Below are 25812 nucleotides of genomic sequence, written 5' to 3' on the forward strand. Positions count from 1 at the left end.
TAGGTTTACGTTAAGTTAAACTGGTCTAATGTGTCATTAACATTTTGCTATCTTTAATACACACATAATAAGCAGATAACAATAAAAAAGGTTTGGAGCCAACAACATGAAAAAATTGCTACTTCCTCTCGCTGTAGCGTCTGCGCTCGCTGGCTGTGGTGGCGGAGAAACGCTCGAAGACGTTAAGAATGAAACACCTACGGTTGTTCCGCAATCCACAGTGGTGTTTGACCCCGGTGCCGGGGAAATCTCCGTACCCAATGATCTGCTTTTAAGCGGCACCACCGATGGCACCTTGAATATTCCTGGTGAAGGCGATGATTACACTAACCCTCAACTGGCGCTCGGTGCGTTAGATGGGTGGTCGACGCAAATGCCATATGCCATTGATTTCGATTTTTCCCCTGGTGTAAGCCTTGATGCAACATCGGCTGCAACACCGGGTAATGTGCGTATTTTTGAAGTTGTGATGGGCGCCGACCAAAGCTCACAAACCTGCGCTCAAGTACCGGCAGGCATTGCCTGTGAATATGTTAAAGAACTTAACTTTGGCGTTGACTTTATCACCCAAGCCAGTGGCAATTCCGTGGCTGTGGTGCCACTTAAGCCATTTACTCAAGGGCGCTCGTACATTACGGTATTGACCAACGGCTTGACCGATTCAGCCGGTAACGCCATTGCCCCGTCATCGACCTATGCTAGTGTTAGCAGTGAAGACCCACTTGTTACTGAGCAGCAACTGAGTTTGCAAGCGGTGATCAACAGTTATGAAGACGTTATTGTTGGCGGCAGTGACCTAAGCAAAGACGACATTATTTACTCAGCGGCGATGACCATGCAAAGTGCAGGTGAAGTGCTCGGCACGATTAAAAGCTTGCTTGCCGCGTCGCTCACTCAAGATAGCTTACCCAAGCCTGAGATGATGATCCCGCAACAGCCTGCGCTCACAGTAGGGCAGATTTTTGCGGCTCAAGGCATGCAAGACATTAATCCTGCATTTAACGCAGTGAGCTATGAAAAAGGCAGCATTGTTCTTCCTTACTACTTAAAAAGCCCACAAGGCAAAGAGCTCAGTGATTTAAACAACACCTACTGGCAAGCAAACTGCGACAGCGCTGTAACCGTGCTTGGTTATAAAGAGCAGGCTGGTGAAGCATTCCCTGAGCAACCAGTGAGTGAAAATGATGCAATATGTGCCGCTCTCAGCGGCGGTCAATTGCGTGATTTGAGCTTGGATGACAAACGTCACCTAACGAAATACAACACCATTCCGAAAGTGCAGAGCTATCGAAATATACCTGTACAGGTTACAAAACCGGCAGATTTAATGACCTTAAACGCTATCCGCAGTCAGCTTGGGCTTGATGCCATGAGCATGCCTGCTGCTGGCTGGCCAGTTGTTATCATGCAACATGGGATTACCAGTCGCAAAGAGGATATGCTGGCGTTGACTGCGGCGCTAAGTATTCAAGGCTTTGCCACCGTTGCTATCGACCACCCGGCTCACGGTGAGCGTGGAATCGATGTCGACAACGATGGCACTGACGATTTTAATGCGACCACAGGCTCTGTGCTTGCGTATATGAATTTGAATTCATTGCTGGTCGCGCGTGATAACTTACGCCAATCAGCTGCGGATTTACTTGGTTTGCGCCTAGGTCTTAATTTTGTCAACGACCCTATGCTCAACACGATGGATGTGGGCTTCGTCGGTCACTCCTTAGGTGCGGTTGTGGCCCCGGCTTTCTTATCTATGACGAATGCAGAGCTTGACCCTCAGGTTGATCCATTGTTTAAAGTGAACACTGTGGCACTTGGCAGTGGTGGTGGCGGCATCGCCAATTTCTTACTTGCATCAGATTCATTTGGGCCATTTATCCAAGGTTCAGTATTAGCTGGTGCAGGAACCGATGAGTCAGCAGCGTTTGGCGCATTCCTACAAGAAGGCGCAGTCTCTAGCTGTGCACAATTTATTGATAACCAAGAGGCGTACGTTGGCTGTGGTTATCAAGCGTTTTTAGCGCAGTTAACAGCTCAAGGTGACACTGCGAGCTTGGCTAATATTCAAGGGTTGTTAACGCAGTTTACCTACGCTGCACAAACATTGCTGGATGCCGGTGACCCAACCAACTACGCAATGCGTGTAAACGCACAGCAAACCCCAGTTTATACCAGCGTGGTTGTGGGTGATGGCATGGAAAACAAGCCGGATACGGTGATCCCGCCTATGGTTGAGAGCAACCCCATTGCCGGAACTATTCCACTTGCAATGATGATGGGCGCTGACAATGCAGCACAAACGCAGTTAGCAGATAGCCCACAAAGCTACCTAGTACGCTTTAGTAAAGGCCACCATGGTACACTTTTGACGCCAGCTGCGAACCCGCAAGCAGGAGCAAGTGCAGCAGATAGCGCTGCAGCGAATGCTGAAATGCAACAGCAAGTAGCGACCTATCTGAAATCGAAAGGTACGATATTGCCTATCACTAATGAAGATGTGATAGCCCAGTAAGCACACGGGTTTCGACTATCAGCCGCGCAATTGCGCGGCTTTTTTGTGGCTAATGGCTGTGCTACATTGCCGTGCATCAACAATGAAAGAGGGACTCTAGGTGGAGTATATTTATGAATACGGGTTATTTTTTGCAAAAACCCTGACTTTTTTAGTGGCAATCGTCATTATCATCGCAATGATTGCAGGAGCGGCAAATAAACCTAAAAGTAAAGAAGGATCACTTCAGGTTGACGATCTCTCAGCAAAGTTAAAACAGTTGAAAGATGATTTTTTAGCAAACACCCTGGATAAAAAAGCCTTAAAAGCGCTCAAGAAAGAACAGAAAAAGGCAGCTAAAAGTGACAGCAGCGACACACAGCAAGGGCGCCTATACGTTATTGACTTTGTTGGCTCCATGGATGCTCATGAAGTTGAGAGCTTACGTGAGGAAGTCACGGCGATTTTAACATTGGCCGATAAGCAAAAAGATAAGGTATTAGTGCGCTTGGAAAGCGGCGGAGGCGTTGTCCATGGGTATGGCTTAGCAGCGTCGCAACTGGCCCGTTTGAAAGCGGCACAGATACCACTGACCATCGCCATTGATAAGGTCGCCGCCAGTGGTGGATATATGATGGCATGTGTTGCCGATGAAATCATTGCTGCGCCTTTTGCTATTGTCGGCTCTATTGGCGTGGTTGCGCAAATACCAAACTTTAATAAGGTGCTGAAAAAGAACGATATTGATCTAGAGCTCATTACCGCAGGGCAGTATAAGCGGACCCTTACTTTGTTTGGCGAAAACACTGATGAAGGGCGAGAAAAGTTCCGTCAAGAAATTGAACAAACGCACCAATTGTTCAAACACTTTGTCAGCGAGCATCGCCCTGAATTAGACTTAGGCACCGTCGCTACTGGGGAGCACTGGTTTGCGATTGATGCCAAAGAAAAAGGGTTGGTGGATAGAATCACGACCAGTGATGATGAACTACTTGCGTTTAGTAAAGAGCGACAAGCTTACAAAGTGAGCTATAAGAAAAAACAAGGCTTGGCGGATAAAGTCGCGCATAGCTTAAGTCTCGCGGTAGAAAAAGCAGGTTTAAAGATATGGTCTAAGGGTCAGCGCCTGAGACCTTAATTTAGATATAAAAAAACCTCGCCACAACGGCGAGGTTTTTTATACAAGTAAGGTTAGCTTCTTGCTTTGGGCTTATATTCTTCCAGTTCTTTAGCCGACTCGAGATCGTTAAAGACGGTCTCATCAAGCTGTCCTTCAGATTTGGCGACAACACAGGTAACCATACAATCACCGGTCACATTAACCGCTGTACGCGTCATATCTAACAATCTATCGACGCCGATAATAATCGCGATACCTTCGACGGGGAGGCCCACCTGATTCAGTACCATCGCCAGCATAATCAAGCCAACTCCTGGCACTCCAGCGGTTCCAACGGATGCCAATGTGGCGGTAAGAATAACCATTAGGTAATCTGAAATACTTAAATCGACACCAAACACTTGAGCGATAAACACGGTTGCACAGCCTTGCATAATGGCGGTGCCGTCCATATTAATAGTGGCTCCCAGTGGCACAGTGAATGAGGCTACGGAGTTACTAGCACCGAGCTTTTTAGTCGCGGTCTCAAGTGTAATAGGCATGGTTGCACTGGAACTTGAGGTGCTAAACGCAAACAAACAAGTGTGCTTCATTTGCGATAAAAAGGTGACAGGATTTAAGCCAGTCAGCACTTTTAATAGGATAGAGTAGTTAATTAACCCATGGATCAGCAGCGCTGCGACCACCACACCGAAATACTTCATCAGGCTCCAAATAAGCCCCAGCTCAATGGTCGTAAACAGTTTTGCCATCAAACAAAAGACCCCGTAAGGGGCAATGTTCATAAGTAAGGTAACCAGTTTAAGAATGACATTATTGAGGTCCTCAAAAACGGCGCTTAGGCGCTGGCCCGCTTCGCCACTGAGAGCCATTGCAATGCCGAATAGTAGCGCAAAAACAATGACCTGCAACATGTTACCACTGGCCATAGCATCAATAGGGTTGGTGGGGAACATATTGATGATGACCTGAGCCAGCGTCGGCGCTTCTTTCGCATCAAAGGTCGCATCATTTGGCAAGGTGACGCCATCGCCAGGGCTTACTAACAGCGCTAAGGTAATGGCGACGGTGATGGCAATGGCAGTGGTACCCACATACATGGCGATGGACTTACCACCTAAACGACCTAAGGTTTTCGGATCACTGAGGCTACAAGTACCACAAACGAGGGACACAAATACCAGTGGCACCACCAACATTTTTAAGCTGGCAATGAAGATTTGCCCGCCAATATTGAATAAACCGTCAACAAAAAAGCCTTTAACAGGAAAGGCAAACAAGCCTAAATCAAGTAATAATTCGTCTTCACCGGCCAAAATCAACTTGAACAAGAAGCCGACAACAACACCTAGCGCCATACCAATCATAATACGCGTGGTGAGAGACATTGAACCTTTTTCAGACATAGGTATGATTCATCTTCGTTATTGTAATTCGCTATAGCCTATCAGCGAAAATCACTCAATGCAGCGAAAAACGACAACTTTTTTCAAAAAAGGAATGCGTAATTCACTCATCCTGGGTTAATATTAAGTAAATAATTTAAACAATAAAACGTTAGGGAGAAGTCAATGCGTTTTGTGCGATTGCTCAGTGCCTCATTACTGAGTTTACTTCTAGTCGCCTGCGGTGGCGGCGGCAGTTTAGAAGAAGGTGGTGACACGGGGGGAGATGGTAGTTCTTCCGGTAGTTATTCCATTACCGTAACCGTGGTGGACAGTGAAGGCAATGCAATATCTGCCGAAAATCCTATTTCTAATGATAACCCGGCGCAAGCAGTAGCAACGCTCAGCGCAACTTCAGGCTCGGTGTCCGGTAAGGCCATTGAGTTTAGCCTGCAGCAAGTAAGTGGCAATACCCTAGGTGAGCTAAAACCTGCTTCTGCACAAACGAACGCAGATGGTGTCGCACAGGTCACTATTGGCCCAGGTCAAGTGAAAGGCGCGGGTCGTGTAACCGCAACTTACATTCCGGCTGCGGGAGACCAAGTGACAGCGCAAGCGGATTTTACCACCCAAGGTGATGACGTTGTTGTGACCGAGGAAACCGCCGATGTTGACGTGTTACTACTCACTGGTTGTAACGCTGGTTGGGATGATGACCGTGATAACGTCATGCTTGACCCTCGTGACCCGAATACCGGTTGTAATATCGTAAATAGCATTTCTTCTAATGAAGTGGGCGAGATTTACGTTGAAGTAACCAGCATTCAAAGTGGCGACGGCGTGGGCTCGGCAATCGTTAATGCCCAGACCTCAGTGGGCACAGTATTACCATCGTCTGGCACTGCATTAACCGACTCATTTGGCCGCGCACTATTGCGTTTACAGCCAGGCAACCAAGGTGGCGCAGGCACGATTACCGCCGAAGCATTGGGCGTCACTGACACCACTAACTTTGCTGTGGGTGTGGTAGATTTAGAGCTGACAGTTGATAACGGCTTGGCAACGGATAACAACAATAATGTTATTCCACTTAAAGCCGGTGGCAGTACGGTTATCGAAGTGCAGCTTCGCGATGAGGAAGGCAACCTATTCCAAACTCCGACCGATGTGGAATTTAGTTCTACTTGTGCCGCCAGTGGTCAGTCTACTTTGGATGACAAAGTAAAATCGCGTGCCGGTATTGCTACAGCAACCTACCGCGCGAACGGCTGTAACATTGAAGATAACGTCACTGTAACAGTAGAGACTGGTGGTAAAAACTACACCGCAACAACCATTATTCCGGTTGAAGCGTCACCTGTACAATCTATTCAATTTATGGATGTAAGCGAGGCGTTTATCGCTCTTCCTCCAGGTGAAGGCGGTGTACCTACCCAATCTGTGGTGCGCTTTAAACTTCTTGATGAAGATGGCAACCCTGTCGCTCAGGACCGCATCGATTTTCGTTTGACTGACGGCACCGGTGAAGCAACACTGACACAGGTAACAGGTAATACTGATAACAACGGTGTGGTGCAAACCACTGTGACCTCTGGTGTGGTCCCAGGTGCCCTAGTTGTAAAAGCTTGCTATGTGCCAAAAGCCGATGTGGCCGCCTTGCCTGAAGGTGATGATTTGACCTGTTGGGTTGATGAATATGAAGCCTGTCAAGCAGCCGATGCCCCAAGCTCTTGCCCTGAAGGCGAACTTCGACTTATTCCACTAAGTGAGCAAATCAGCTCGGTATCTAGTTTGCTTACTTTAAGCTCAGGCGTGACCGATCAGAACAGCTTTGATTTAAGCGCCGACGTTATTAACTCCAACTCGCTTTATTACAACGGTGTGGTATCTAATCTTACGGTATTTTTTGGTGACCAATTTAACCAGCTAAGTGGCGATGGTGTTGAAGCAACGGTACTTGCTGAGGCAGGCGCTACAGGAGTGATCGATGGCACGCAGTTTAACCCCACCTTTAAATGTCAAACGACTGATGCAGCCTGTACCATTCAATGGCGTAGCCAAGGTGATAGACCATTTGAAGACTATAAATGGGGTAACCGTATAGGCGATATCGACGGCAATCCATCTACTACCGAGGGCATTAATCCAAAAACCGGTGAGCAGAATTGTGACACGTGGTTTACGCAACCCGCACCTTGTATCAATGGTATGGTACGCGCTAAGAATGACCCTAATGGTATTGTCATGGGCGGGCGTGTTACTGTAATGGCGGTAGCCAAAGGCCAAGAAAACTTTGTTGATGAAGAGTCGAGCGGTGGTGTGACCCGTCGTAACGGCCTGTTCGACATTGGTGAATACTATCAAGAGTATGACTTAACCGAAGCCTTTATCGACCATAACGAAAATGGCACCTTCGACAAAGCCAACTGCGATCCAACACCTGGACCGACTGACCCTTGTTCAGAGTTACTCTCGCGAGGCGGTCATAACGAAACTTGGCGTGACCTTGATAACGATGGCATCTTTGATGAAGCGGACGGCAAATACAATGGTCTATTGTGCTCACAAGAGGCTGAAGCGGCCGGTGAATGTACTCGTGAGCTGATTGAAGTGCGTAGCAGTGTAGAGCTAGTGATGTCTGGCGATAAGCCTTTTGTACGCTTTGCGATTGATTCGAACAGCTGTACAACCGATGCGCAGCGCGAATTGGAGTCTACTAACGTTGATGGTAAATGTGATATTAAAGAAGTCAATGTAAGTACGGAAGACGAAGGCGGACTCGCTTTTCAAGATATCCATATTTATTACAGCGATGAGTTTGGTAATCCTTTACCTGCCGGGACTGAAGTAGAAATCACTTCGAGCAATGGTGACTTGGACCTTATCAGTCACACTGCAACCCTAGGCAATACGAACAGTGATAAACCTTCACATTCTATTGTTAAAGTATCTAGAGAAGCACAAGGCAACCAAAAAGATACAGGTGCTTTGGTAATTACCTTTACCATTCCATCAGGATTTGATGGTGGTGATGCCACGGTAGTATCTGCATCAATGACTGTTGTTGATAACCAATAATAGCGCGTCTTGTTAAACAAAATGCCAACCACTCGGTTGGCATTTTTGTTTTTATTCCTATATATTGCCCGGCGTTAGCCTGTGCACCGGTGATTAATCACCATAACGGACAAAATCACAGCAATAGCTGGTCAAAAAATCGCTGATTAGATAAAAGTTTAGCGTCAAAGCTTGTAACAATAGGTGTTTGTAGATATACCTATATTTATTCGTGCCCACGAACAAGGGCAATCATTATAAAAAGAGATAGGTCAACTTAGGCTATTATGGGCAAATCGCTAGTCATTGTAGAGTCTCCTGCAAAAGCAAAAACAATTAATAAATACCTAGGCAAGGACTATGTTGTTAAGTCCAGCGTAGGTCACGTACGCGACCTTCCCACCTCAGGGTCAGGTAAGGCGAAGGCGCCTGCGGCAAAATCTCCCGCCGAAGTGCGCAAAATGGCCCCTGAGGAAAAAGCCGCCTATAAAAAGAAGCGTGACTATCAAAACCTAGTTGCACGCATGGGTATTGACCCAGAAAAAGGTTGGGAGCCTCACTATGAGGTGCTACCCGGCAAAGAAAAAGTTGTTCAAGAATTAAAAAAACTCGCCGAAACGGCAGATGAAATTTATCTTGCAACGGATTTGGATAGAGAAGGGGAAGCCATAGCATGGCACCTTGAAGAGATTATCGGCGGTGATAAGTCGAAGTACAAACGGGTGGTTTTTAACGAAATCACCAAAAATGCCATTCAACAGGCCTTTTCTACCCCAGGCGAGCTGAATACCGATATGGTACAGGCTCAGCAAGCGCGACGCTTCCTAGACCGTGTTGTTGGTTTTATGGTCTCGCCCTTGTTGTGGCAAAAAGTGGCGCGCGGGTTATCTGCTGGGCGCGTGCAGTCCGTTGCTGTTCGTCTTCTTGTTGAACGCGAGCGTGAAATCAAGGCCTTTATCCCGCAAGAGTTTTGGGATATTCATGCCGATGTACAAGCCAAAGCCGATGCGTTACGTCTTCTGGTAACCAAAGAGCAAGGTAAAGCCTTTAAACCGGTTAATAAAGACCAGGCTGACTCTGCTGTGGCGCAGCTGCAATCGGCGCAGTACCAAGTTACCGACGTTGAAGAAAAACCGAGTAAAAGCCGTCCAAGTGCGCCTTTTATCACCTCCACCATGCAACAAGCGGCCAGTACGCGCTTAGGGTATGGCGTTAAAAAGACCATGATGCTAGCGCAGCGTCTTTACGAAGCCGGTTATATTACCTACATGCGTACTGACTCGACTAACTTGTCACAAGACGCTATCGCCATGTGTCGCGGTTATGTGGCCGATAATTTTGGCGACAATTACCTGCCGGAAAAAGCCAATATTTACAGCGCAAAAGGCAATGCACAAGAAGCGCACGAAGCAATCCGGCCGTCAGATGTGAACGTTCTTTCAGGGCATGTTGAGGGTGTTGATGCTGACGCTAAGAAACTGTATGAGCTTATTTGGCGTCAATTTGTTGCCTGCCAGATGGTGCCAGCGCAATACGATTTAACCACAGTGACGGTTACAGCGGGTGAGTTTGAGCTTAAAGCCAAAGGCCGCGTATTGCGCTTTGATGGTTGGACCCGAGTACAACCTGCCGTGCGCAAGAAAAGCGATGAAGAGCAAGCGCTGCCAGCATTGAGTGTCGGTGATGAATTAGGCTTAGATAAGCTGGACCCACAACAGCACTTTACCAAGCCGCCAGCGCGATACAGTGAAGCAAGCCTAGTTAAAGAGCTTGAGAAGCGCGGTATCGGTCGACCCTCAACCTATGCTTCGATCATCGGCACTATTCAGGACAGAGGCTATGTACGGGTGGAAAACCGTCGTTTCTTCGCCGAAAAAATGGGTGAAATCGTCACCGATCGCCTTGTTGAGAACTTTACCGAGCTATTGAACTACGACTTTACCGCCAAAATGGAAGAGCGCCTGGATGATATTGCCGAGGGCGAGCGTCAGTGGACTCAAGTGCTGGATAACTTTTATGCCGACTTCTCGGAAAAGTTAGCCATTGCCAGTGGCGATGAGGCGCAAGGCGGAATGCGTCAAAACCAAATGGTCGAGACTGACATTGATTGTCCTAGCTGTGGCAGAAAAATGGGGATCCGCACAGCATCAACCGGTGTGTTCTTGGGCTGTACCGGGTATAACTTGCCACCTAAAGAGCGCTGCACCACCACCATGAACCTCACGCCAGGTGAGGAAGCGGTCAATGCCGATGAAGTTGAAGATGTTGAAACATCAACATTGATGCAAATGAAGCGTTGCCCTAAATGTGAAACCGCCATGGATTCATATTTAATTGATGAAACCCGCAAATTGCATGTCTGTGGTAATAATCCCGCGTGCAGTGGTTATCTCATTGAACAAGGGCAGTTTAAGCTCAAGGGCTATGATGGTCCGATTATTGAGTGCGATAAGTGTGGCGCCGATATGGAGCTGAAAAACGGTCGCTTCGGTAAGTATTTTGGCTGTACCAATGAAGACTGTAAAAACACCCGTAAACTGCTCAAAAATGGCGAGCCGGCACCACCTAAAGAGGACCCGGTGCACTTGCCAGAGCTTGAATGCGAGAAATCGGATGCCTATTTCGTGCTGCGTGATGGCGCTGCCGGTATATTCTTGGCGGCCTCTACTTTTCCTAAGTCACGGGAGACTCGGGCACCTAAGGTTTCTGAATTAAAGCGTTTTCGCGATCGTATATCACCTAAATTTTACTATTTAGCCGATGCGCCAGAGACTGACTCTGATGGTAACCCAGCGGTAGTACGTTTTAGCCGTAAGACTAAGTCGCAGTATGTAATGACAGAAGTCGATGGTAAAGCGACCGGCTGGAAGGCAACCTACGAAAATGGTAAATGGGTTGAAGAAGAGAAAAAGAAAGCGAAAAAGAAAAAGTAACCCGCAAAAAAGAAAAAGCCGCTCACAATGATTGAGCGGCTTTTTTACTCCCCTAGGCCCATATTAGGCAAGCGGCTATTTGATATTCACTTGTTGTACGTGCTGGTAACCATTGTCACTGAGCTCATCATTGACACAGTCGAGCACATACTGATACTGGCTTTGCGCATCAATGTCATCTTCCGTGGCCCAGTCTAGGCACATCTGCGTGTGCTCCTTGATTATCTCCTCGGGGGCGACTGGTAGGTCATCGCTGGCAAAAGCACTTTGTAAGCCAATAGCAAACAGCGCACTTAAAACAAGGTATTTCATTGCATAGTTCCTCTTTGGAAAGTGCTTTATTTTTAGCGTAATCCCCGGTTTTTAGAAAGTGAGTTATTTTTATCGTCAAGATAACCGACGTTGTCCTTGGGTGAGCAACATGATTGTTGAACAAGCACAAAAAAAGCACCCCGTAGGGTGCTAAAAAATGTCACGTTTTATGACACAAGGGAAGGGGTTAAAGACGAGCAAACCAACAGCCAAATGCAGGTATATGCAGTGTTTGGCCTTGCAATCGCCCAGTGTGATGGCGCAACGAATCTTGATATTGATGACTGGGCGCGTGCGTTACTTCGACACTCACGGGTTGCTCCGATAGGTTAAAATAACAACATATGGACTCATCACCATGGTTGCGGGTAAAAGCAAGAACGGGCTCATGGGTATCAATAAAGTGAATGTCACCTTCAACTAACGCACGATGCTGACGCCGCCAAGCCATAAATTCGCTGTAGGCATTCAACGTGGAGTTAGGGTCCTGTTGTTGCTTAGCCACATTGGCGCTACTATGGGCATCGCTTACTGGCAACCAAGGCTTGCCATCAGTAAAGCCCGCATGCTCGCCTTGTTGCCAAGGCATCGGCGTGCGACAGCCATCACGGCCTTTAAAGTTGGGCCAAAAAGTGATGCCATAGGGGTCTTGCAAATCTTCGAATGCAACATCCGCTTCGCCTAATGCCAGTTCTTCACCTTGATACATGCATACACTACCACGTAGGGAGCCAAGCAGTGCGGTCAACATTTTTACTTGTTCAGGGTTAACTTCGCCGTTTTTTGCCCAACGGCTGGCAACACGCTCCACATCATGATTACTAAACGCCCAGCAAGGCCAGCCCTCGAGCATATTCGCCTCTAAGGTCTCGACCGTTTTACGAATATAGGCGCTGCTGTAATCATCGGTTAGTAGCTCGAAACTATATCCCATATGCAGCTTGTCACCGCCGCTGGTGTATTCGGCCATGGTCGCAAGGGAATCCTCAGACGAAATCTCCCCAAGTGCTACCGTACCCGGGTACTTGTCGAGTAAGGCACGAATATCGCGCATAAAGTCGAGGTTTTCAGGTTGCGTGTTGTTGTAGTAATGGTATTGAAAAGCGTACGGGTTATCTTCGCTAAAACCACGGCCTTGACGCTTTTCTTTTGGCTTTGCCGGGTTATCACGTAATTGAGCGTCATGATAACAAAAGTTAATGGCATCTAAGCGGAAGCCATCAACCCCTTTTTTGAGCCAAAACTCCACGTTATCCAGCACCGCTTGGCGCACTTGCGGGTTATGAAAATTAAGGTCTGGCTGCTCGGTAAGAAAGTTATGCAAATAATACTGTTCGCGACGAGGTTCCCATTGCCATGCCGGGCCGCCGAAAATGGATAGCCAATTGTTAGGCTGCGTGCCATCTTCTTTAGCGTCTGCCCACACGTACCAATCAGCATACTCATTATTGTTTGATTCGCGGCTTTGCAAGAACCAGGGATGCTGATCTGAGGTGTGGCTCAATACCTGATCAATAATGATTTTAATATCGCGCTGATGTGCTTCGGCGATCAGTTCATCGAAGTCTGTAAGGTCGCCAAAAATAGGGTCAATATCACGATAGTCGCTGATGTCATAACCGAAATCCTTCATTGGCGATTTAAAAAACGGTGAGATCCACACCGCATCCACACCCAAGCTTTTTATGTAATCAAGGCGGTTAATAATACCTCGGAGGTCGCCAATTCCATCGCCGTTTGTATCTTGAAAGCTGCGGGGGTAAATCTGATAAATTACCGCACCTTTCCACCAAAGAGGGTTCGCCATGTTTCGCTCCAGAACATCGGTTAATTTTTTTGCTTGGCAAAGAATACGGCAACCTCAGAACGCTTGTAAAAAATCTGCATACGTATGCATGATGTATTCGTATGCAAAAGCGCATTAGGTGGCTTTAGTGTTTGCCTGGCTTTGTCACCAACTTGATACCAAAAGGCTGTTTACCAATGGAAATGGTGCCGTTGAGCTGGCTCGTTCCGTTAATCGGGTCTTGCACTTATTTAAGGCGATTCAGCCTACCAGTGCACTAAAGTAGTGCGAAAATGAATGGTAAGACCAATTACCACGTCACAATATGGACTTTTACTATTATGTTCTCAATGGCCCTAATAGTAAGGGATGTGGGCTTATTTATGGGTTCAGGGGGTTGGCGTAGGCTAAGGCAGCGTATTGTTGGGGGGTGTTAAATTGTAACTGTGCTGTAAAGGCTAGCAAGCTCGCATATTTACTGGATTGTTGCTAATTTTGATGTAACTAAAATGTAAAATATTGCAGCTGCAATTACATTGAATACGTATGCATAAGTTTGTTAATAATTTAAGACGAGCGTTAGTATTTTTTGCGACAACAACACGAGCCAAATTGGTGCAGCGCTAACTATCACCAATTGGTCCTAATAAAATGGTTAATCGGGATAAAACACTATGTCTATGTTCAAACCAAGTATGCTAACGCTTGCACTGTTGAGTGCCGGTTTAGGTAGCCAAGTCGCGTATGCTCAAGGCAACGAAGCGCAGGCGCAAGCCGATGAGCAGCAAGATGTTGAAGTGATTGAAGTACGTGGCTTTCGCCGCAGCGTCGTCGAGTCAATCAATACCAAGCGTTTTGCAACAGAAGTGGTAGAGTCAGTGTCTGCGGAAGACATTGGTAAATTACCAGATTCGTCTATTGCTGAATCTATTGCTCGCTTACCTGGTTTGACTGCACAGCGCTTAGACGGTCGCGCATCACGTGTCAGCGTACGTGGTTTTAGCGAAAACGAGAGCGCCACCACCTTTAATGGTCGTGAACAAGTCTCTATCAGCGACAACCGTGGCGTAGAATTCGACCTTTACCCGTCAGAAATTATGAGCGGTGTAACGGTCTATAAAACACCGAGTGCGTCACTTGATGCTGAAGGCATTGCCGGTGTTATCGATATGCAAACAGTCCGCCCGCTAAGCAAGGGCGAGCAGGTCATTCAGTTTAACGGCCAGCTTGAGCAAACGAGTTTCGATAAACTAAATCCAGACGGCGATGACAAAGGCTTCCGTGGTACGGTCTCTTACATTGACCAGTTCGCTGACGATACCTTTGGCGTTGCTTTTGCTTATACAACGATGAGTTCACCCAACCAAGAGAAGCGTTGGAACTCATGGGGCTACCCTGAATTTACCACAGACTCAGGGGATACTTATTCAATCTTGGGTGGGGCGAAACCTTTTGTGCGCTCATCAACGCTCGAGCGTGACTCGGCGATGTTAGTGCTTGAATACGCGCCTACCAGCGACTTGAGCATGACCTTTGATGCGCTTTATGTTGATTTTACTGACGAAAAAATCCTTCGTGGTATTGAAGTCCCCTTTGCTTGGGGTCAAGGCTCAATCTCTCCTGAGAGCGCAACGGTTGACTCCGACAGCGGCTTTATCACCAGCGCCTTAACAGAAGGTCAACGCGTTGTCGTTCGTAACGACTTTGAAGAGCGTAAAGCGGATCTGAGTCAGTTTGGCTTTAATGTAGAATACCTCCTTAGCAACGACTGGGAGTTGGAATTTGACGCCAGTCGCTCCGAAGTAGAGCGTCAAGTATGGAGTATCGAAAGCTACTCAGGTACAGGTCGTGGTGACAATAACGGTATTTCCGATAATATCGGTTATGCCTTTGATGATGGCAACACCGGCGCCCAGTTCTCGCACCAGCTTGATTACAGCGACTTCAACCTTATTCAATTAGGTGGGCCTTTATCTTGGGGTTCTAGTGCGGCATTAAATAATCAATATGGCTTAACCGGCACGCCATATGAGAATACCGCGCAAGATGGCTTTATTAATGCCCCAGAAGTGGAAGACGAATTAACTACGTTGAAATTGGCCGCTAGCAAGGCAATGGATAACGCCTACATCAGCGGTGTGGAATTTGGCGTGTCTTATCGTGACCGTGAGAAAACCAAGGTCTCTGAAGGCTACTTTATGACTTTGGCTGATTTCTCTTACCCAGAGAACGTCGGCATGCTCGAAGTGCCTGAGCAGTATCGTCTAGGTAGTGCCGATTTAAGCTTTATTGGCATGGGCCCAATGGTCGCTTACGATACCCGTGCACTCGTGGATGACGGTTACTATAATCTGCTGCGTGAAAGCCTAACCGACTCTAAGCACTTAACACGTTCATGGACAGTGCAAGAAGAAGTCACCGCCGCTTTTGTACAAGCCAATATTAATGCAGAGCTAGGTGATATCCCAGTAACGGGTAATGTCGGTGTGCGTTATGTGTATACCAAACAGTCGTCACAGGGTAATGCCTTTAATGTCGTTGATGGCCTCGTTGTGGCCGAACCCACCGATATTAGCCACGACTACAGCAATGTGCTGCCGAGCCTAAACCTTAACTTTGCTCTAGATGAGCAGCAAACGCTGCGTTTTGGTGCGGCGAAAACCATCTCTCGTGCGCGCTTAGATGAAATGAATGCCTCAATCAGCGCCTCGTACAATGCCCAGCAGCCAGATGAAAACGGCAATTATTGGTCGGTATCCGGCGGCAACCCGGAGCTTGAACCTAAAGAGGCGACGGGCTTCGACTTAAGCTATGAGAACTACTTTAGTGAAGAAGGTTATTTCTCGGCAGCGGTGTTCTATAAAGACCTGAACCAATGGATTTTTGACGGTAACTATGAGATTGATATGAGCGGCGTGGCGGACCCGGCTACTGGTGAAATTCCACCAAACAGCACCGGCACCGGCTCAGGTAAAATCAATGGCGGTGGCGGTGACCTATGGGGTTACGAGCTTTCCGTGGCATTACCGTTTAACTTATTCGCCGATGAGCTAGAAGGTTTTGGCCTACTGGCTAGCCATACCGGTGTTGAGCAAGATATGGAAGACCCCAATGGCAACGACTATGAATTGCCAGGTTTGTCTGACAGCATTCAAAGCTTAACCTTGTACTATGAGCGCTATGGCTTCACCGCACGTACGAGCATGCGTAAGCGTAGTGACTTTAAAGGCGATATCTACGGTGTGGGTTTCTCAACTGACCAAGTCGATATCCAAGGTGAAACCATCTGGGATGCACAGCTTGGGTATGACTTTGCTGATTCCGGTATTCAAGGCCTAGAGAGTCTAGAGATTACTTTCCAAGTGCAAAACATCACCGAAGAGCCGTTTATCTCGCTACAAGGTGACAATGCCCTGCAAGTACGTGACTACCAAGATTATGGTCGTACCTACTTGCTCGGTTTCAAGTATGAGCTATAACTCTTAACTGTCGTAACTTGTTTAAAAAGCCCTTGAATTTTCAAGGGCTTTTTTGAAGTTAACAGCTAATAGCGGGGCACACAGAGATGGCAAATATTAATCGGGTGGTGATCTTAGGGGGCGGTACAGCAGGGTGGTTAAGTGCTGCGTTGCTGGCAAAAATGCTGGGTAAACAGCTGAGTATCACCCTAGTGGAGTCCACGGATATTGGCACTGTCGGTGTCGGCGAAGCGACCATACCGCCGATTGTCGCCTTTAACAACGCCTTGGGGATTGATGAAAAAACGCTGATACAGCGCACCGGGGCGACCATCAAATTGGGGATCCAGTTTGAAAACTGGGGCCGTCAGGGCGACAGCTACATGCATGCGTTTGGTCATTTAGGTAAAGCGCTGCCCTTTTGTGATTTTCATCATCTTTTTCACCATGCAAAAGAGCAAGGTCTTGGCCATTCGTTGTGGGATTACTCACTTAATTTCCAAGCGGAAAAAGCAGGGCGCTTTGCACCACTGCGGCATTTACCCAATACCCAGTTAGCCGGTACTGAGCATGCGTATCATTTTGACGCCAGCTTGTATGCGCAACTGTTGCGCGAGCGCGCCGAACACTTTGGCGTTCAGCGTATAGACGCTAAGGTTGATAAGGTTGAGCAAAGTGATAACGGTGATGTGCAGGCGTTGATGTTGCAATCAGGCGAGCGCGTAGAAGGAGACTTATTCATTGATTGCAGCGGTCAACGAGCACTGTTGATAGCGCAAACCTTAGGGGTCGGTTTTGAGGATTGGTCACACTGGTTACCGTGCGACCGCGCCATCGCTGTGCAATCGCATCACGGCGACGATAAAGGCCTGCTACCTTATACCCGCTCCATCGCTCATGATAGCGGTTGGCAGTGGCAAATCCCGTTGCAGCATCGCGTTGGTAATGGCTTAGTTTACTGCTCTCGCTATCTCGATGACGACCAAGCCAAGGCGCAGTTACTGGCAAACCTTCCCGGTGAGGCATTGCACGAGCCCCGGGTGATCCCATTTCGCACTGGTGCTAGGCGCCAGCAATGGCACAAAAATGTGGTCGCCATCGGTTTAAGCAGTGGCTTCCTTGAGCCCCTTGAGTCCACCAGTATCCATTTGATTCAAACTGCGGTGATCCGCTTATTGAAACATTTTCCACACCAAGGCATTGCTCCCGACTCGGTGCGTGCATTTAACCGCTTATTTAGCACCGAAATGGCGCAAATTCGCGACTTTATTATTCTCCATTATGCACTCAATCAGCGCCAAGATAGTCGTTTTTGGCGTTATTGCGCCGATATGGAACTGCCGCCATCTCTTGGCGAGCGTATCGCCCAGTTCCAACAAAGCGGGCAGGTGCATCGTTATCAAGATGAACTCTTTGCCGAAGTGGCCTGGCAGCAGGTATTGATCGGTCAAAACTGTTGGCCCCAACAGCACCACCTGCTGGCTGAGCAATTATCAAATGAGCAACTTGATGAATTACTGCAAAGTTTGCGCACACTGATTAATCAGGCAGTGCAAAATATGCCGAGCCACCAACAATTTATTCAAAGGAATCTAAGCTAATGCGTGTATTTATGGTGTTATTAGCCTTATTGGCATTACCTTGTCAGGGCCTCGAAGTGGCGCCAAAACATTGGTGGGTAGGAATGCAAAACCCCGATGTGCAATTGCTGCTGCATGCACCAAATACTGCCCAGCGGCAGTGGCAGTTACGCCCATACGACGGCGTTACACTAACGCGTCAGCATCATCTTGACTCCGACAACTATCAGTTTCTCAGTGTGCATATCGGTGTCCAGGCGCGTCCAGGTACACTGCAGTTTGTCGCCGACGATGGCGCGCAATTTGACTATCAACTCAAGGCGCGGGCGCACGATTCAAAGCAGCGTCAAGGGTTTAGCAGTGATGATGTGATCTACCTTATCAACCCCGATCGCTTTGCTAATGGCGACGTGCATAACGATAATCACCCCAGCATGATAGAAAAAGCCGACCGTCAGGCGCGCGACGGCCGCCGTGGCGGTGATTTACAAGGGATAACCGAGCGTCTCGATTACCTAAAACGCATGGGCTTTACGCAATTATGGCTCACTCCAGCACGAGAGAATAATATGGCCTCAGGGTCATACCATGGGTATGCGATGACCAACCTGTATGCCATCGACCCACGCATGGGCGGCAACGAGGCCTATTTTGATATGGTGGCACAAGCTGCCGAGCGGGGGATCGGGGTGATCATGGATATGGTGCCCAATCACATTGGCGCCAATCATCCATGGGTGGCCGATAAACCGAGCCGAGATTGGATAAACAACGGCGGTGAGTTTTTGGCTAATAATCATCGCCGACAAACGGTGATGGACCCTCACAGCAGCGAATACGATCGCACCCGCTTTAACGATGCGTGGTTTGTACCAGCAATGCCCGACCTGAATCAGCGTGTAGACGAGCTGAGCACTTATTTGATTCAGCACAGTATATGGTGGATTGAGCAGGCCGGGCTTAGCGGTATTCGCGTCGATACCAATTCTTATTCCGATAAAGCCTTTATGGCCCGTTGGAGTCAGGCCATTATGGCCGAGTATCCCAACTTCAGTATTGTTGGTGAAGAGTGGACCACCAATCCAGGAATTATTGCTTATTGGCAGCGCGGCAAACACAACCAAGACGGTTTTAGCACCGCCATCAATTCAATGATGGACTTCCCGTTGCAGGCGGCTCTAGTCAAGGCCCTCAATGAAGAGCCTGGTTGGCACACCGGCTGGGTGCGGGTGTATCAAAGTCTCGGTAATGACTTTATGTATGCCAACGCCGATGACTTGCTGGTATTTGCCGATAACCATGACATGAGCCGCATATACACCCAGCTTGGGCAAAGCCTTAACAAAACCAAGTTGGCAATGACACTGATGCTCACTATTCGTGGCATTCCCCAAGTCTATTATGGTACGGAGGTGTTACTTGATAACACCCCTTCGGATGCCCATGGTGATATCCGCATTGAGTTCCCCGGCGGTTTTAGTGGTCATCAAGCCGATGCCATCACTGGGCAAGGCTTGAGCGCAGAGCAAACACAGATGCAAGACTATCTGCGCACCTTATTGCAACTGCGCAAACAATATAGCGCGCTGCGTCAAGGTCGGATGGTGCACTTTGCTCCTAAGGACAATGTCTACCTGTATGCCCGTATTGATAGTGAGCAGCGCATTGTGGTGATATTGAACAAAGGCGGCAAACAGCACCTAGAACTGGCGCCTTTTGCCGAGATTTTACAAGGCGCAAAGCAGGCTAAAAATCTGCTGAGTGGTGAGATGTTACAGTTAAATCAAACGCTGGCAATCAGCGCTGAACAAGCCATGATTTTAGCACTGCAATAGAGTGAATACGTATGCACGGCATATCAAAGGGGCCGTGGAGAACGTAGTATTTTTGTCATAAAAGAAATAACAAAGTGTACCCATGAAAGACAACAAGTTAACAACCACGCTACTGGCTGGGTCATTGGCTGTAGCCCTGCTAGGCTGCTCTGAAAACACCAGTTCCTCGCACAGCAAAGACGCTGAAAAAGAGCTGCAGCAAGATGCCGAGCAAGTACAAAAGCCGGTGGTCTACCAGGTGTTTACGCGCTTATTTGGTAACACCCAGCAAACTAATAAACCGTGGGGCACGCTCAGCGAAAATGGCGTAGGCAAATTTGCCGATTTTGATGATAAAGCCCTCGCGGGGATTAAAGAGTTGGGAGTGACTCATATTTGGTATACCGGGGTGTTACATCACGCCACGGTCACCGACTACAGTGACTTCGGTCTGCCAGGTGATGACCCTGATGTGGTTAAGGGGCGGGCGGGCTCACCCTATGCCATTAAAGATTATTATAACGTTAACCCCGACCTAGCCGTGAAACCAAGCGATCGCTTACAAGAGTTCGAGGCCTTGATTGCCCGTACTCATGAGCAGGGCATGAAAGTGCTTATCGACATTGTGCCTAATCATGTCGCGCGTGATTATCACTCGGTATCTAAGCCCGAGGGAGTAGCGGATTTCGGCGCCAATGACGATACCAGCGTCAGCTATCGCCGCGATAACAACTTTTATTATGTGGTCGGTGAGTCATTTAAAGTACCGCAGTCGCCACAGTATCAAGTACTCGGGGGGATGAGCCACCCCAAGGCCGATGGTCATTTTGCGGAAACCCCAGCGAAATGGACCGGCAATGGCGCACGAAAGGCGCAGCCTGATATCAATGATTGGTACGAGACGGTAAAGATCAATTATGGTGTCAAACCCGATGGCAGCTATGACTTCCCACGTTTGCCAAAGGACTATGCGAACAAAGATTACCGTGCTCATTACCAGTTTTGGCAAGATAAATCCCTACCGGATAGCTGGTATAAATTCCGCGATATCACTCAGTACTGGCTGGCCAAAGGCGTAGATGGCTTTCGCTATGATATGGCAGAAATGGTGCCGGTAGAGTTTTGGAGCTTCCTAAACTCCGCTATTAAAATGACCAACCCCGATGCCTTCTTACTTGCCGAAGTGTATAACCCAAGCCTATATCGCCCTTATATTCACCAAGGGAAAATGGATTACCTGTACGACAAGGTCGGGTTCTATGACACCTTAAAGGCCATTATTCAGGGCCAACAGGGTGCGGATACTCTGCTTGCTAAGCACCACGAGGTGGCGGATATTGAGCAGCACATGTTGCACTTTTTAGAAAACCACGACGAGCAGCGTATCGCCAGCAGTGATTTCGCCGGCGACATGAACTGGGGCAAGCCCGCGATGACGGTATCGACCTTAATCGGACGCTCGCCAAGCATGCTCTATTTTGGCCAAACGGTGGGCGAGGATGGCTCCGAAGAGCCCGGGTTTGGCGACCCAACGCGCACCAGTATTTTTGACTACATTGGGGTGCCTGCTCATCAACAGTGGATGAATAATGGCGCCTTTGACGGTGCACTGCTGAGCCCAGAGCAGCGCCAATTACGGCAGTTTTATGTCCAACTTATGGCCCTTAATTCGTTGCCTGCCATTGTCGGCGGTGAGCTGCAGAGCGTTGCCAACTCACAACCAAAGCAGGTGGTTAGCTTTGTGCGCCAACTCGCGCAGCAGCGCATTCTCGTGGTGGCTAACTTCGCGCAGCAGCAACAGTCTGTGCGTATTGATATCGCCAGTGGCGAGGGGGAAACCTTACTAGGCACAGAGCCACAATTCGATGCCCAAGGCATCAGCTTAACATTGCCATATCAGGGTGTCAGTGTGGTGCAATTAGGAAGTAAACAATAATGCAAAATGAAAGACCCAGCTTAAGCTTTTGGCAAATATGGAACATGTGCCTCGGATTCATGGGGATCCAGTTTGGCTTTGCGTTGCAAAACGCCAATGTCAGCCGCATTTTCCAAACGCTCGGAGCAAAAATCGATGACATCCCCATTTTATGGGTGGCGGCGCCGCTTACCGGACTTATCGTGCAACCCATTATTGGCTATATGAGTGACAAAACCTGGGGGCGCTTAGGACGTCGCCGTCCGTATTTCTTTTACGGTGCGATCGTCACCACGGCGGCCTTAGTGGTAATGCCTAACTCACCAACACTGTGGGTTGCGGCGGGCATGTTATGGATTATGGATGCGTCAATTAACGTCACCATGGAACCCTTTCGCGCATTAGTCGGTGATAACTTGCCGAACAAGCAACGTGCGCTCGGCTACTCTCTACAGAGCTTTTTCATTGGCGTGGGTGCGGTGGTCGCTTCCAGTTTACCGTGGATCTTGAGCAATTGGTTTGATGTCAGTAATACTGCGGCTGCCGGAGTAATTCCCCCTTCAGTGCAGTATGCCTTTTACGTCGGCGGTGCGTTTTTGTTGGGATGTGTTATGTGGACGGTGTTTACCACCAAGGAATACAGCCCAGAGCAGCTCGCGGCGTTTAATGATGACGCACAGGCCAATACCACTATCGATACCACGCAGATCATTAACTTTGCTCGCACTTTAGTGGTCAGCGGCCTATCAGGGGCGGCGATTATCGCTGCCGTTGGGGTGATGGACTTAGAGAAAGAGTTGTACTTGCTCGGGGGCTTACTGCTGGCCTTTGCCATGTTACAAGGCATCGCCGCTTGGCAACAGCGTCAAGGCTACACAGGCAACGGCTTCTTCACGGTGGTACACGATGTTTTCACTATGCCCAAGGCCATGCGTCAACTTGCCTGGGTACAGTTTTTCAGTTGGTTTTCGCTCTTTGCGATGTGGATTTATACCACGGCTGCGGTGACCAGCCACCACTATGGCAGTGTTGATGTCACTTCTAAAGCTTACAATGATGGTGCTGACTGGGTTGGCGTGCTGTTTGCCGCTTATAACGGCTTTGCTGCGCTGGCCGCATTGGTGATCCCGGTAATGGTGAAGCGCGTCGGTATTCGCATCGCCCATGCCCTTAACCTGCTCTTAGGCGCACTGTCGTTGGCCAGCTTTTTGGTTATCAGAGACCCAGCCTGGCTGATGCTGCCCATGGTGGGAATTGGCTTTGCGTGGGCGTCTATTCTTTCGTTGCCCTATGCCATGCTCTCGAGCGCACTACCGAGCTCGAAAATGGGCGTGTACATGGGTATTTTCAATTTCTTTATCGTTATTCCGCAGTTGCTTGCAGCCAGTATTCTAGGGCTTATTTTAAAGCATGGCTTTGCCAATCAACCTATTTACGCGCTCATCATTGGTGGCGTGTCTTTTGTGTTGGCAGCGCTTGCACTTACGCGGGTGAAACTTAATCATTAATCTAAGGGTGATACAGTGAAAGTATTAAACGCAATTGCCAGTGCCATGGTACTGGCAACACTGGCGGGATGTAACAGTGCCGCCCCCACAGCGAACAGCGATAGTGCGCCAGGAGCCCCAGGCGATAAACCGTTTTGGGCATATTCGGGGAAAACCGGTATTGGTACCTCTTATGAGGCCTATCAACAAGGTCGTTACGATGATAACAGTGCCACAGGCACGGTATCAAAAGTGTGGTTCTCCTTGGCAAAAGGGATGATCACCGAAACCATGTTTGGGTTGATTCACCAAGCGCAAATTCGTGACATGCAATTTATTGTCAGTGGTGCGGACTTCGTTGTCGCTGAAAGCGATGGTCTTAGCAATAGTGTGGAATACCTTGATGTCGACCCCCAAGGGCGACCGACATCATTGGCATACCGGGTAACCAGTGAGGATAGCCAAGGGCGTTTTCGCATTATTAAAGATATCTTTACCGACCCGGATGCGCAGTCACTGATGGTGCGCGTGCGTTTTCAGGCCAATGAGCCGGGGCTGCGAGCACATGTGCAGGTGAACCCTTATGTGAACAATGATGGCGTTGATGACCGGGCCAAAGTTGCTGGCGATGCCCTTATTGCCTATTCCGGTGCCCATTATCTAAGCTTGCAAAGCGCCAAAGGTCTTAATGACGGCTCCGTTGGTTTTGTTGGTCAATCGGATCGCTACTCGCAGCTAAAAGCGCGCGGCGAATTTACGCGTTATCAGAGCACGGGCGAGCAAGCGGGGAATGTCGCCATGAGTGCCACACTCGGCGAGATAAGTGAAAACAGCCAGTTTGATCTGGTGTTAAGTTATGGCAGCAGTGAGCAAGAGGCGCTTGCCCAGGGTCAGAAGACGCTGAAGCGCGGCTATGACACGGTGCTTTCGCACTATAATGGCGATGGCGATGCCATCGGCTGGCAGGATTATTTGCAGAGCTTGCAGCTCGAGCGTCTCTATGATGCCAGCACCGATGGCGGCAAATTACTCAATACCAGCGCCTTAGTGCTAAAAGCGCAAGAAGACAAAACCCATGCTGGGGCATTGATTGCCTCTTTATCAAACCCATGGGGTGATACCGTGGCCGCAGAGCAAGGGCATACTGGCTATAAGGCGGTATGGGTACGCGACTTTTACCAAGTTGCTATGGCTTTTCTAGCTATGGGGGATACGCAAACGGCAAAAGCGGCGTTTAACTATTTACCTAAGGTCCAGGTACGAGAGGACACCCCAGGCAACCAAGGGGATACCGGCTGGTTTTTACAAAAGACCCATGTTGATGGTGAATTAGAGTGGGTGGGGGTGCAGCTGGATCAAACCGCAATGCCCATCATGCTCGCCTGGAAACTATACAAAGGCGGGGTGCTGTCGAAAAACGAACTCGCTCAGTGGTATCGCACCATGCTGCAGCCGGCTGCAGACTTTTTGGTCGATGGGGGATTGGCAAAAATCCTGTGGAATGACACCCAGATCACCCCGCCTTATACGCAGCAGGAGCGTTGGGAAGAGCAAGCAGGCTACTCGCCTTCTACTACCGCCGCCGTAGTGGCTGGATTGGTCAGTGCCGGGGAAATTGCCAAGCTAAGCGGTGATACCGACAATGCCCAGCGTTATTTGGCAACAGCGAAGCAGTATGAGCAAGACATTGAAGCCTTGATGTTTACTAGTAAAGGTACATTAACGGGTGAAGCCAGCGATGGCCGCTATTTTGTGCGTATCGCTCAGGATGAAAATACCAATGGTGATACCCTGCTGGCAGCAAACAATGGTCGTGCCGGTATGGACAAAAAGCAGATTCTAGATGGCGGCTTTTTAGAACTGGTGCGCTATGGCGTGCGTGGTGCAGACAGCGACTCGGTGACGGCGTCTCTGCCTGAGTACGACGACCAAAGCCTCGTCGATAATCTGCGAGTCAAATATACCTTTACCGATGAGCAGGGGCGCGCCTATCCCGGTTGGCGTCGCTATGGTAACGATGGTTACGGCGAAGATGAAAAACGGGGTAGCAACTATGCCGAGAGCGGCAACAATACCGATGGTCAGCGCGGTCGGGTATGGCCCTTTTTCACCGGTGAGCGGGGTCACTATGAAATTGCCGCAGCCAATGCCGTACGTGGCGGGCTCACAGCGCAAGACTATCAGCGTATTCAGCACACCTATGTGTTCGGTATGGAAGCCTTTGCTAATAAGGGTATGATGCTGCCAGAGCAAGTGTGGGATGGTGTCGGCGTTAACCCGTTTGGCTATGAGCTTGGCGAGGGCACAAACTCGGCCACGCCACTGGCGTGGACCCACGCCGAATACGTGAAGCTACTGCGCTCATTGACTGATAAGACGGTATGGGATCATTACCCCATTGTTGAGCAAGCGTTGCAGTAAACGACTTTGAGAAGTACAAGCCGCTGGCGTTATCGCAGCGGCTTTTTTTGTGA

The 25812-nt window shown here is 48.8% G+C and carries 13 protein-coding genes; 10 read left to right on the top strand and 3 right to left on the bottom strand.

Translation table 11 applies throughout. From position 1 onward, the window contains the following. The first annotated feature begins 106 nt into the window (after positions 1–106). Positions 107–2512 (top strand): VolA/Pla-1 family phospholipase, encoded by a 2406-nt coding sequence (locus W04_RS07580; protein WP_053910395.1) that lies wholly within the window; start codon positions 107–109, stop codon positions 2510–2512. A gap of 100 nt (positions 2513–2612) precedes the next feature. Continuing rightward, complete coding sequence (gene sohB / locus W04_RS07585; protein ID WP_053910396.1) at positions 2613–3629, top strand: protease SohB; 1017 nt, start codon at positions 2613–2615, stop codon at positions 3627–3629. Positions 3630–3682: 53 nt separating this feature from the next. Here the strand turns inward: sohB and W04_RS07590 are convergent, their stop codons facing one another. Further along, positions 3683–5017 carry a dicarboxylate/amino acid:cation symporter gene (locus W04_RS07590; RefSeq protein WP_045978389.1) on the bottom strand — a complete coding sequence of 445 codons (1335 nt, stop codon included), beginning with the start codon at positions 5015–5017 and terminating at the stop codon, positions 3683–3685. A 165-nt stretch (positions 5018–5182) separates the two neighbouring features. Here W04_RS07590 and W04_RS07595 point away from each other — a divergent pair, with 165 nt between their 5' ends. After that, the gene (locus tag W04_RS07595) at positions 5183–8074 is read left to right on the top strand and encodes a hypothetical protein (protein ID WP_053910397.1); all 2892 of its coding nucleotides are present in this window, start codon (positions 5183–5185) and stop codon (positions 8072–8074) included. Positions 8075–8340: 266 nt separating this feature from the next. Continuing rightward, positions 8341–10986, top strand: coding sequence for a type I DNA topoisomerase (gene topA / locus W04_RS07600; RefSeq protein WP_053910398.1), 2646 nt, complete (start codon positions 8341–8343; stop codon positions 10984–10986). Between the two features lie 75 nt (positions 10987–11061). Here the strand turns inward: topA and W04_RS07605 are convergent, their stop codons facing one another. Together W04_RS07605 and W04_RS07610 are read right to left on the bottom strand one after the other, a co-directional pair. Beyond that, positions 11062–11298, bottom strand: a complete 237-nt coding sequence (locus W04_RS07605) for a hypothetical protein (protein WP_022945095.1) — start codon at positions 11296–11298, stop codon at positions 11062–11064. Positions 11299–11485: 187 nt separating this feature from the next. Beyond that, complete coding sequence (locus W04_RS07610) at positions 11486–13105, bottom strand: alpha-glucosidase family protein (RefSeq protein WP_053910399.1); 1620 nt, start codon at positions 13103–13105, stop codon at positions 11486–11488. A 653-nt stretch (positions 13106–13758) separates the two neighbouring features. Here W04_RS07610 and W04_RS07615 point away from each other — a divergent pair. The 6 genes from W04_RS07615 to W04_RS07640 all read left to right on the top strand — a co-directional run bounded on the left by W04_RS07615 (position 13759) and on the right by W04_RS07640 (position 25759). Further along, entirely contained in the window at positions 13759–16563 is a 2805-nt protein-coding gene (locus W04_RS07615) for a TonB-dependent receptor (RefSeq protein ID WP_053910400.1), read from the top strand. An 86-nt stretch (positions 16564–16649) separates the two neighbouring features. Next, positions 16650–18143 carry a tryptophan halogenase family protein gene (locus tag W04_RS07620; protein ID WP_053910401.1) on the top strand — a complete coding sequence of 498 codons (1494 nt, stop codon included), beginning with the start codon at positions 16650–16652 and terminating at the stop codon, positions 18141–18143. After that, positions 18143–19957: a glycoside hydrolase family 13 protein gene (locus W04_RS07625; protein WP_053910402.1), complete on the top strand. Its 1815-nt coding sequence runs from the start codon at positions 18143–18145 to the stop codon at positions 19955–19957. The genes W04_RS07620 and W04_RS07625 overlap by 1 nt, the downstream gene beginning before the upstream one ends. A gap of 82 nt (positions 19958–20039) precedes the next feature. Next, positions 20040–21872 (top strand): alpha-amylase family glycosyl hydrolase, encoded by a 1833-nt coding sequence (locus W04_RS07630; protein ID WP_082342183.1) that lies wholly within the window; start codon positions 20040–20042, stop codon positions 21870–21872. Then, a complete protein-coding gene (locus W04_RS07635; protein WP_053910403.1) occupies positions 21872–23359 on the top strand; it encodes an MFS transporter in 1488 nt (495 codons plus the stop codon). The genes W04_RS07630 and W04_RS07635 overlap by 1 nt, the downstream gene beginning before the upstream one ends. 15 nt (positions 23360–23374) lie before the next feature. After that, positions 23375–25759 (top strand): glycoside hydrolase family 15 protein, encoded by a 2385-nt coding sequence (locus W04_RS07640; protein WP_053910404.1) that lies wholly within the window; start codon positions 23375–23377, stop codon positions 25757–25759. Positions 25760–25812 lie beyond the last annotated feature (53 nt).

The sequence above is a fragment of the Pseudoalteromonas sp. SW0106-04 genome, from assembly GCF_001293805.1.
GTDB classification, from domain to species: domain Bacteria; phylum Pseudomonadota; class Gammaproteobacteria; order Enterobacterales; family Alteromonadaceae; genus Pseudoalteromonas; species Pseudoalteromonas ruthenica.

Coding starts and splice junctions, on each gene's coding strand:
- W04_RS07580 (WP_053910395.1), top strand. CDS start 107: ATGAAAAAATTGCTACTTCCTCTCGCTGTAGCGTCTGCGCTCGCTGGC.
- W04_RS07615 (WP_053910400.1), top strand. CDS start 13,759: ATGTCTATGTTCAAACCAAGTATGCTAACGCTTGCACTGTTGAGTGCC.
- W04_RS07625 (WP_053910402.1), top strand. CDS start 18,143: ATGCGTGTATTTATGGTGTTATTAGCCTTATTGGCATTACCTTGTCAG.
- W04_RS07620 (WP_053910401.1), top strand. CDS start 16,650: ATGGCAAATATTAATCGGGTGGTGATCTTAGGGGGCGGTACAGCAGGG.
- W04_RS07610 (WP_053910399.1), bottom strand. CDS start 13,105: ATGGCGAACCCTCTTTGGTGGAAAGGTGCGGTAATTTATCAGATTTAC.
- W04_RS07635 (WP_053910403.1), top strand. CDS start 21,872: ATGCAAAATGAAAGACCCAGCTTAAGCTTTTGGCAAATATGGAACATG.
- W04_RS07605 (WP_022945095.1), bottom strand. CDS start 11,298: ATGAAATACCTTGTTTTAAGTGCGCTGTTTGCTATTGGCTTACAAAGT.
- W04_RS07630 (WP_082342183.1), top strand. CDS start 20,040: ATGAAAGACAACAAGTTAACAACCACGCTACTGGCTGGGTCATTGGCT.
- W04_RS07595 (WP_053910397.1), top strand. CDS start 5,183: ATGCGTTTTGTGCGATTGCTCAGTGCCTCATTACTGAGTTTACTTCTA.
- W04_RS07590 (WP_045978389.1), bottom strand. CDS start 5,017: ATGTCTGAAAAAGGTTCAATGTCTCTCACCACGCGTATTATGATTGGT.
- topA (WP_053910398.1), top strand. CDS start 8,341: ATGGGCAAATCGCTAGTCATTGTAGAGTCTCCTGCAAAAGCAAAAACA.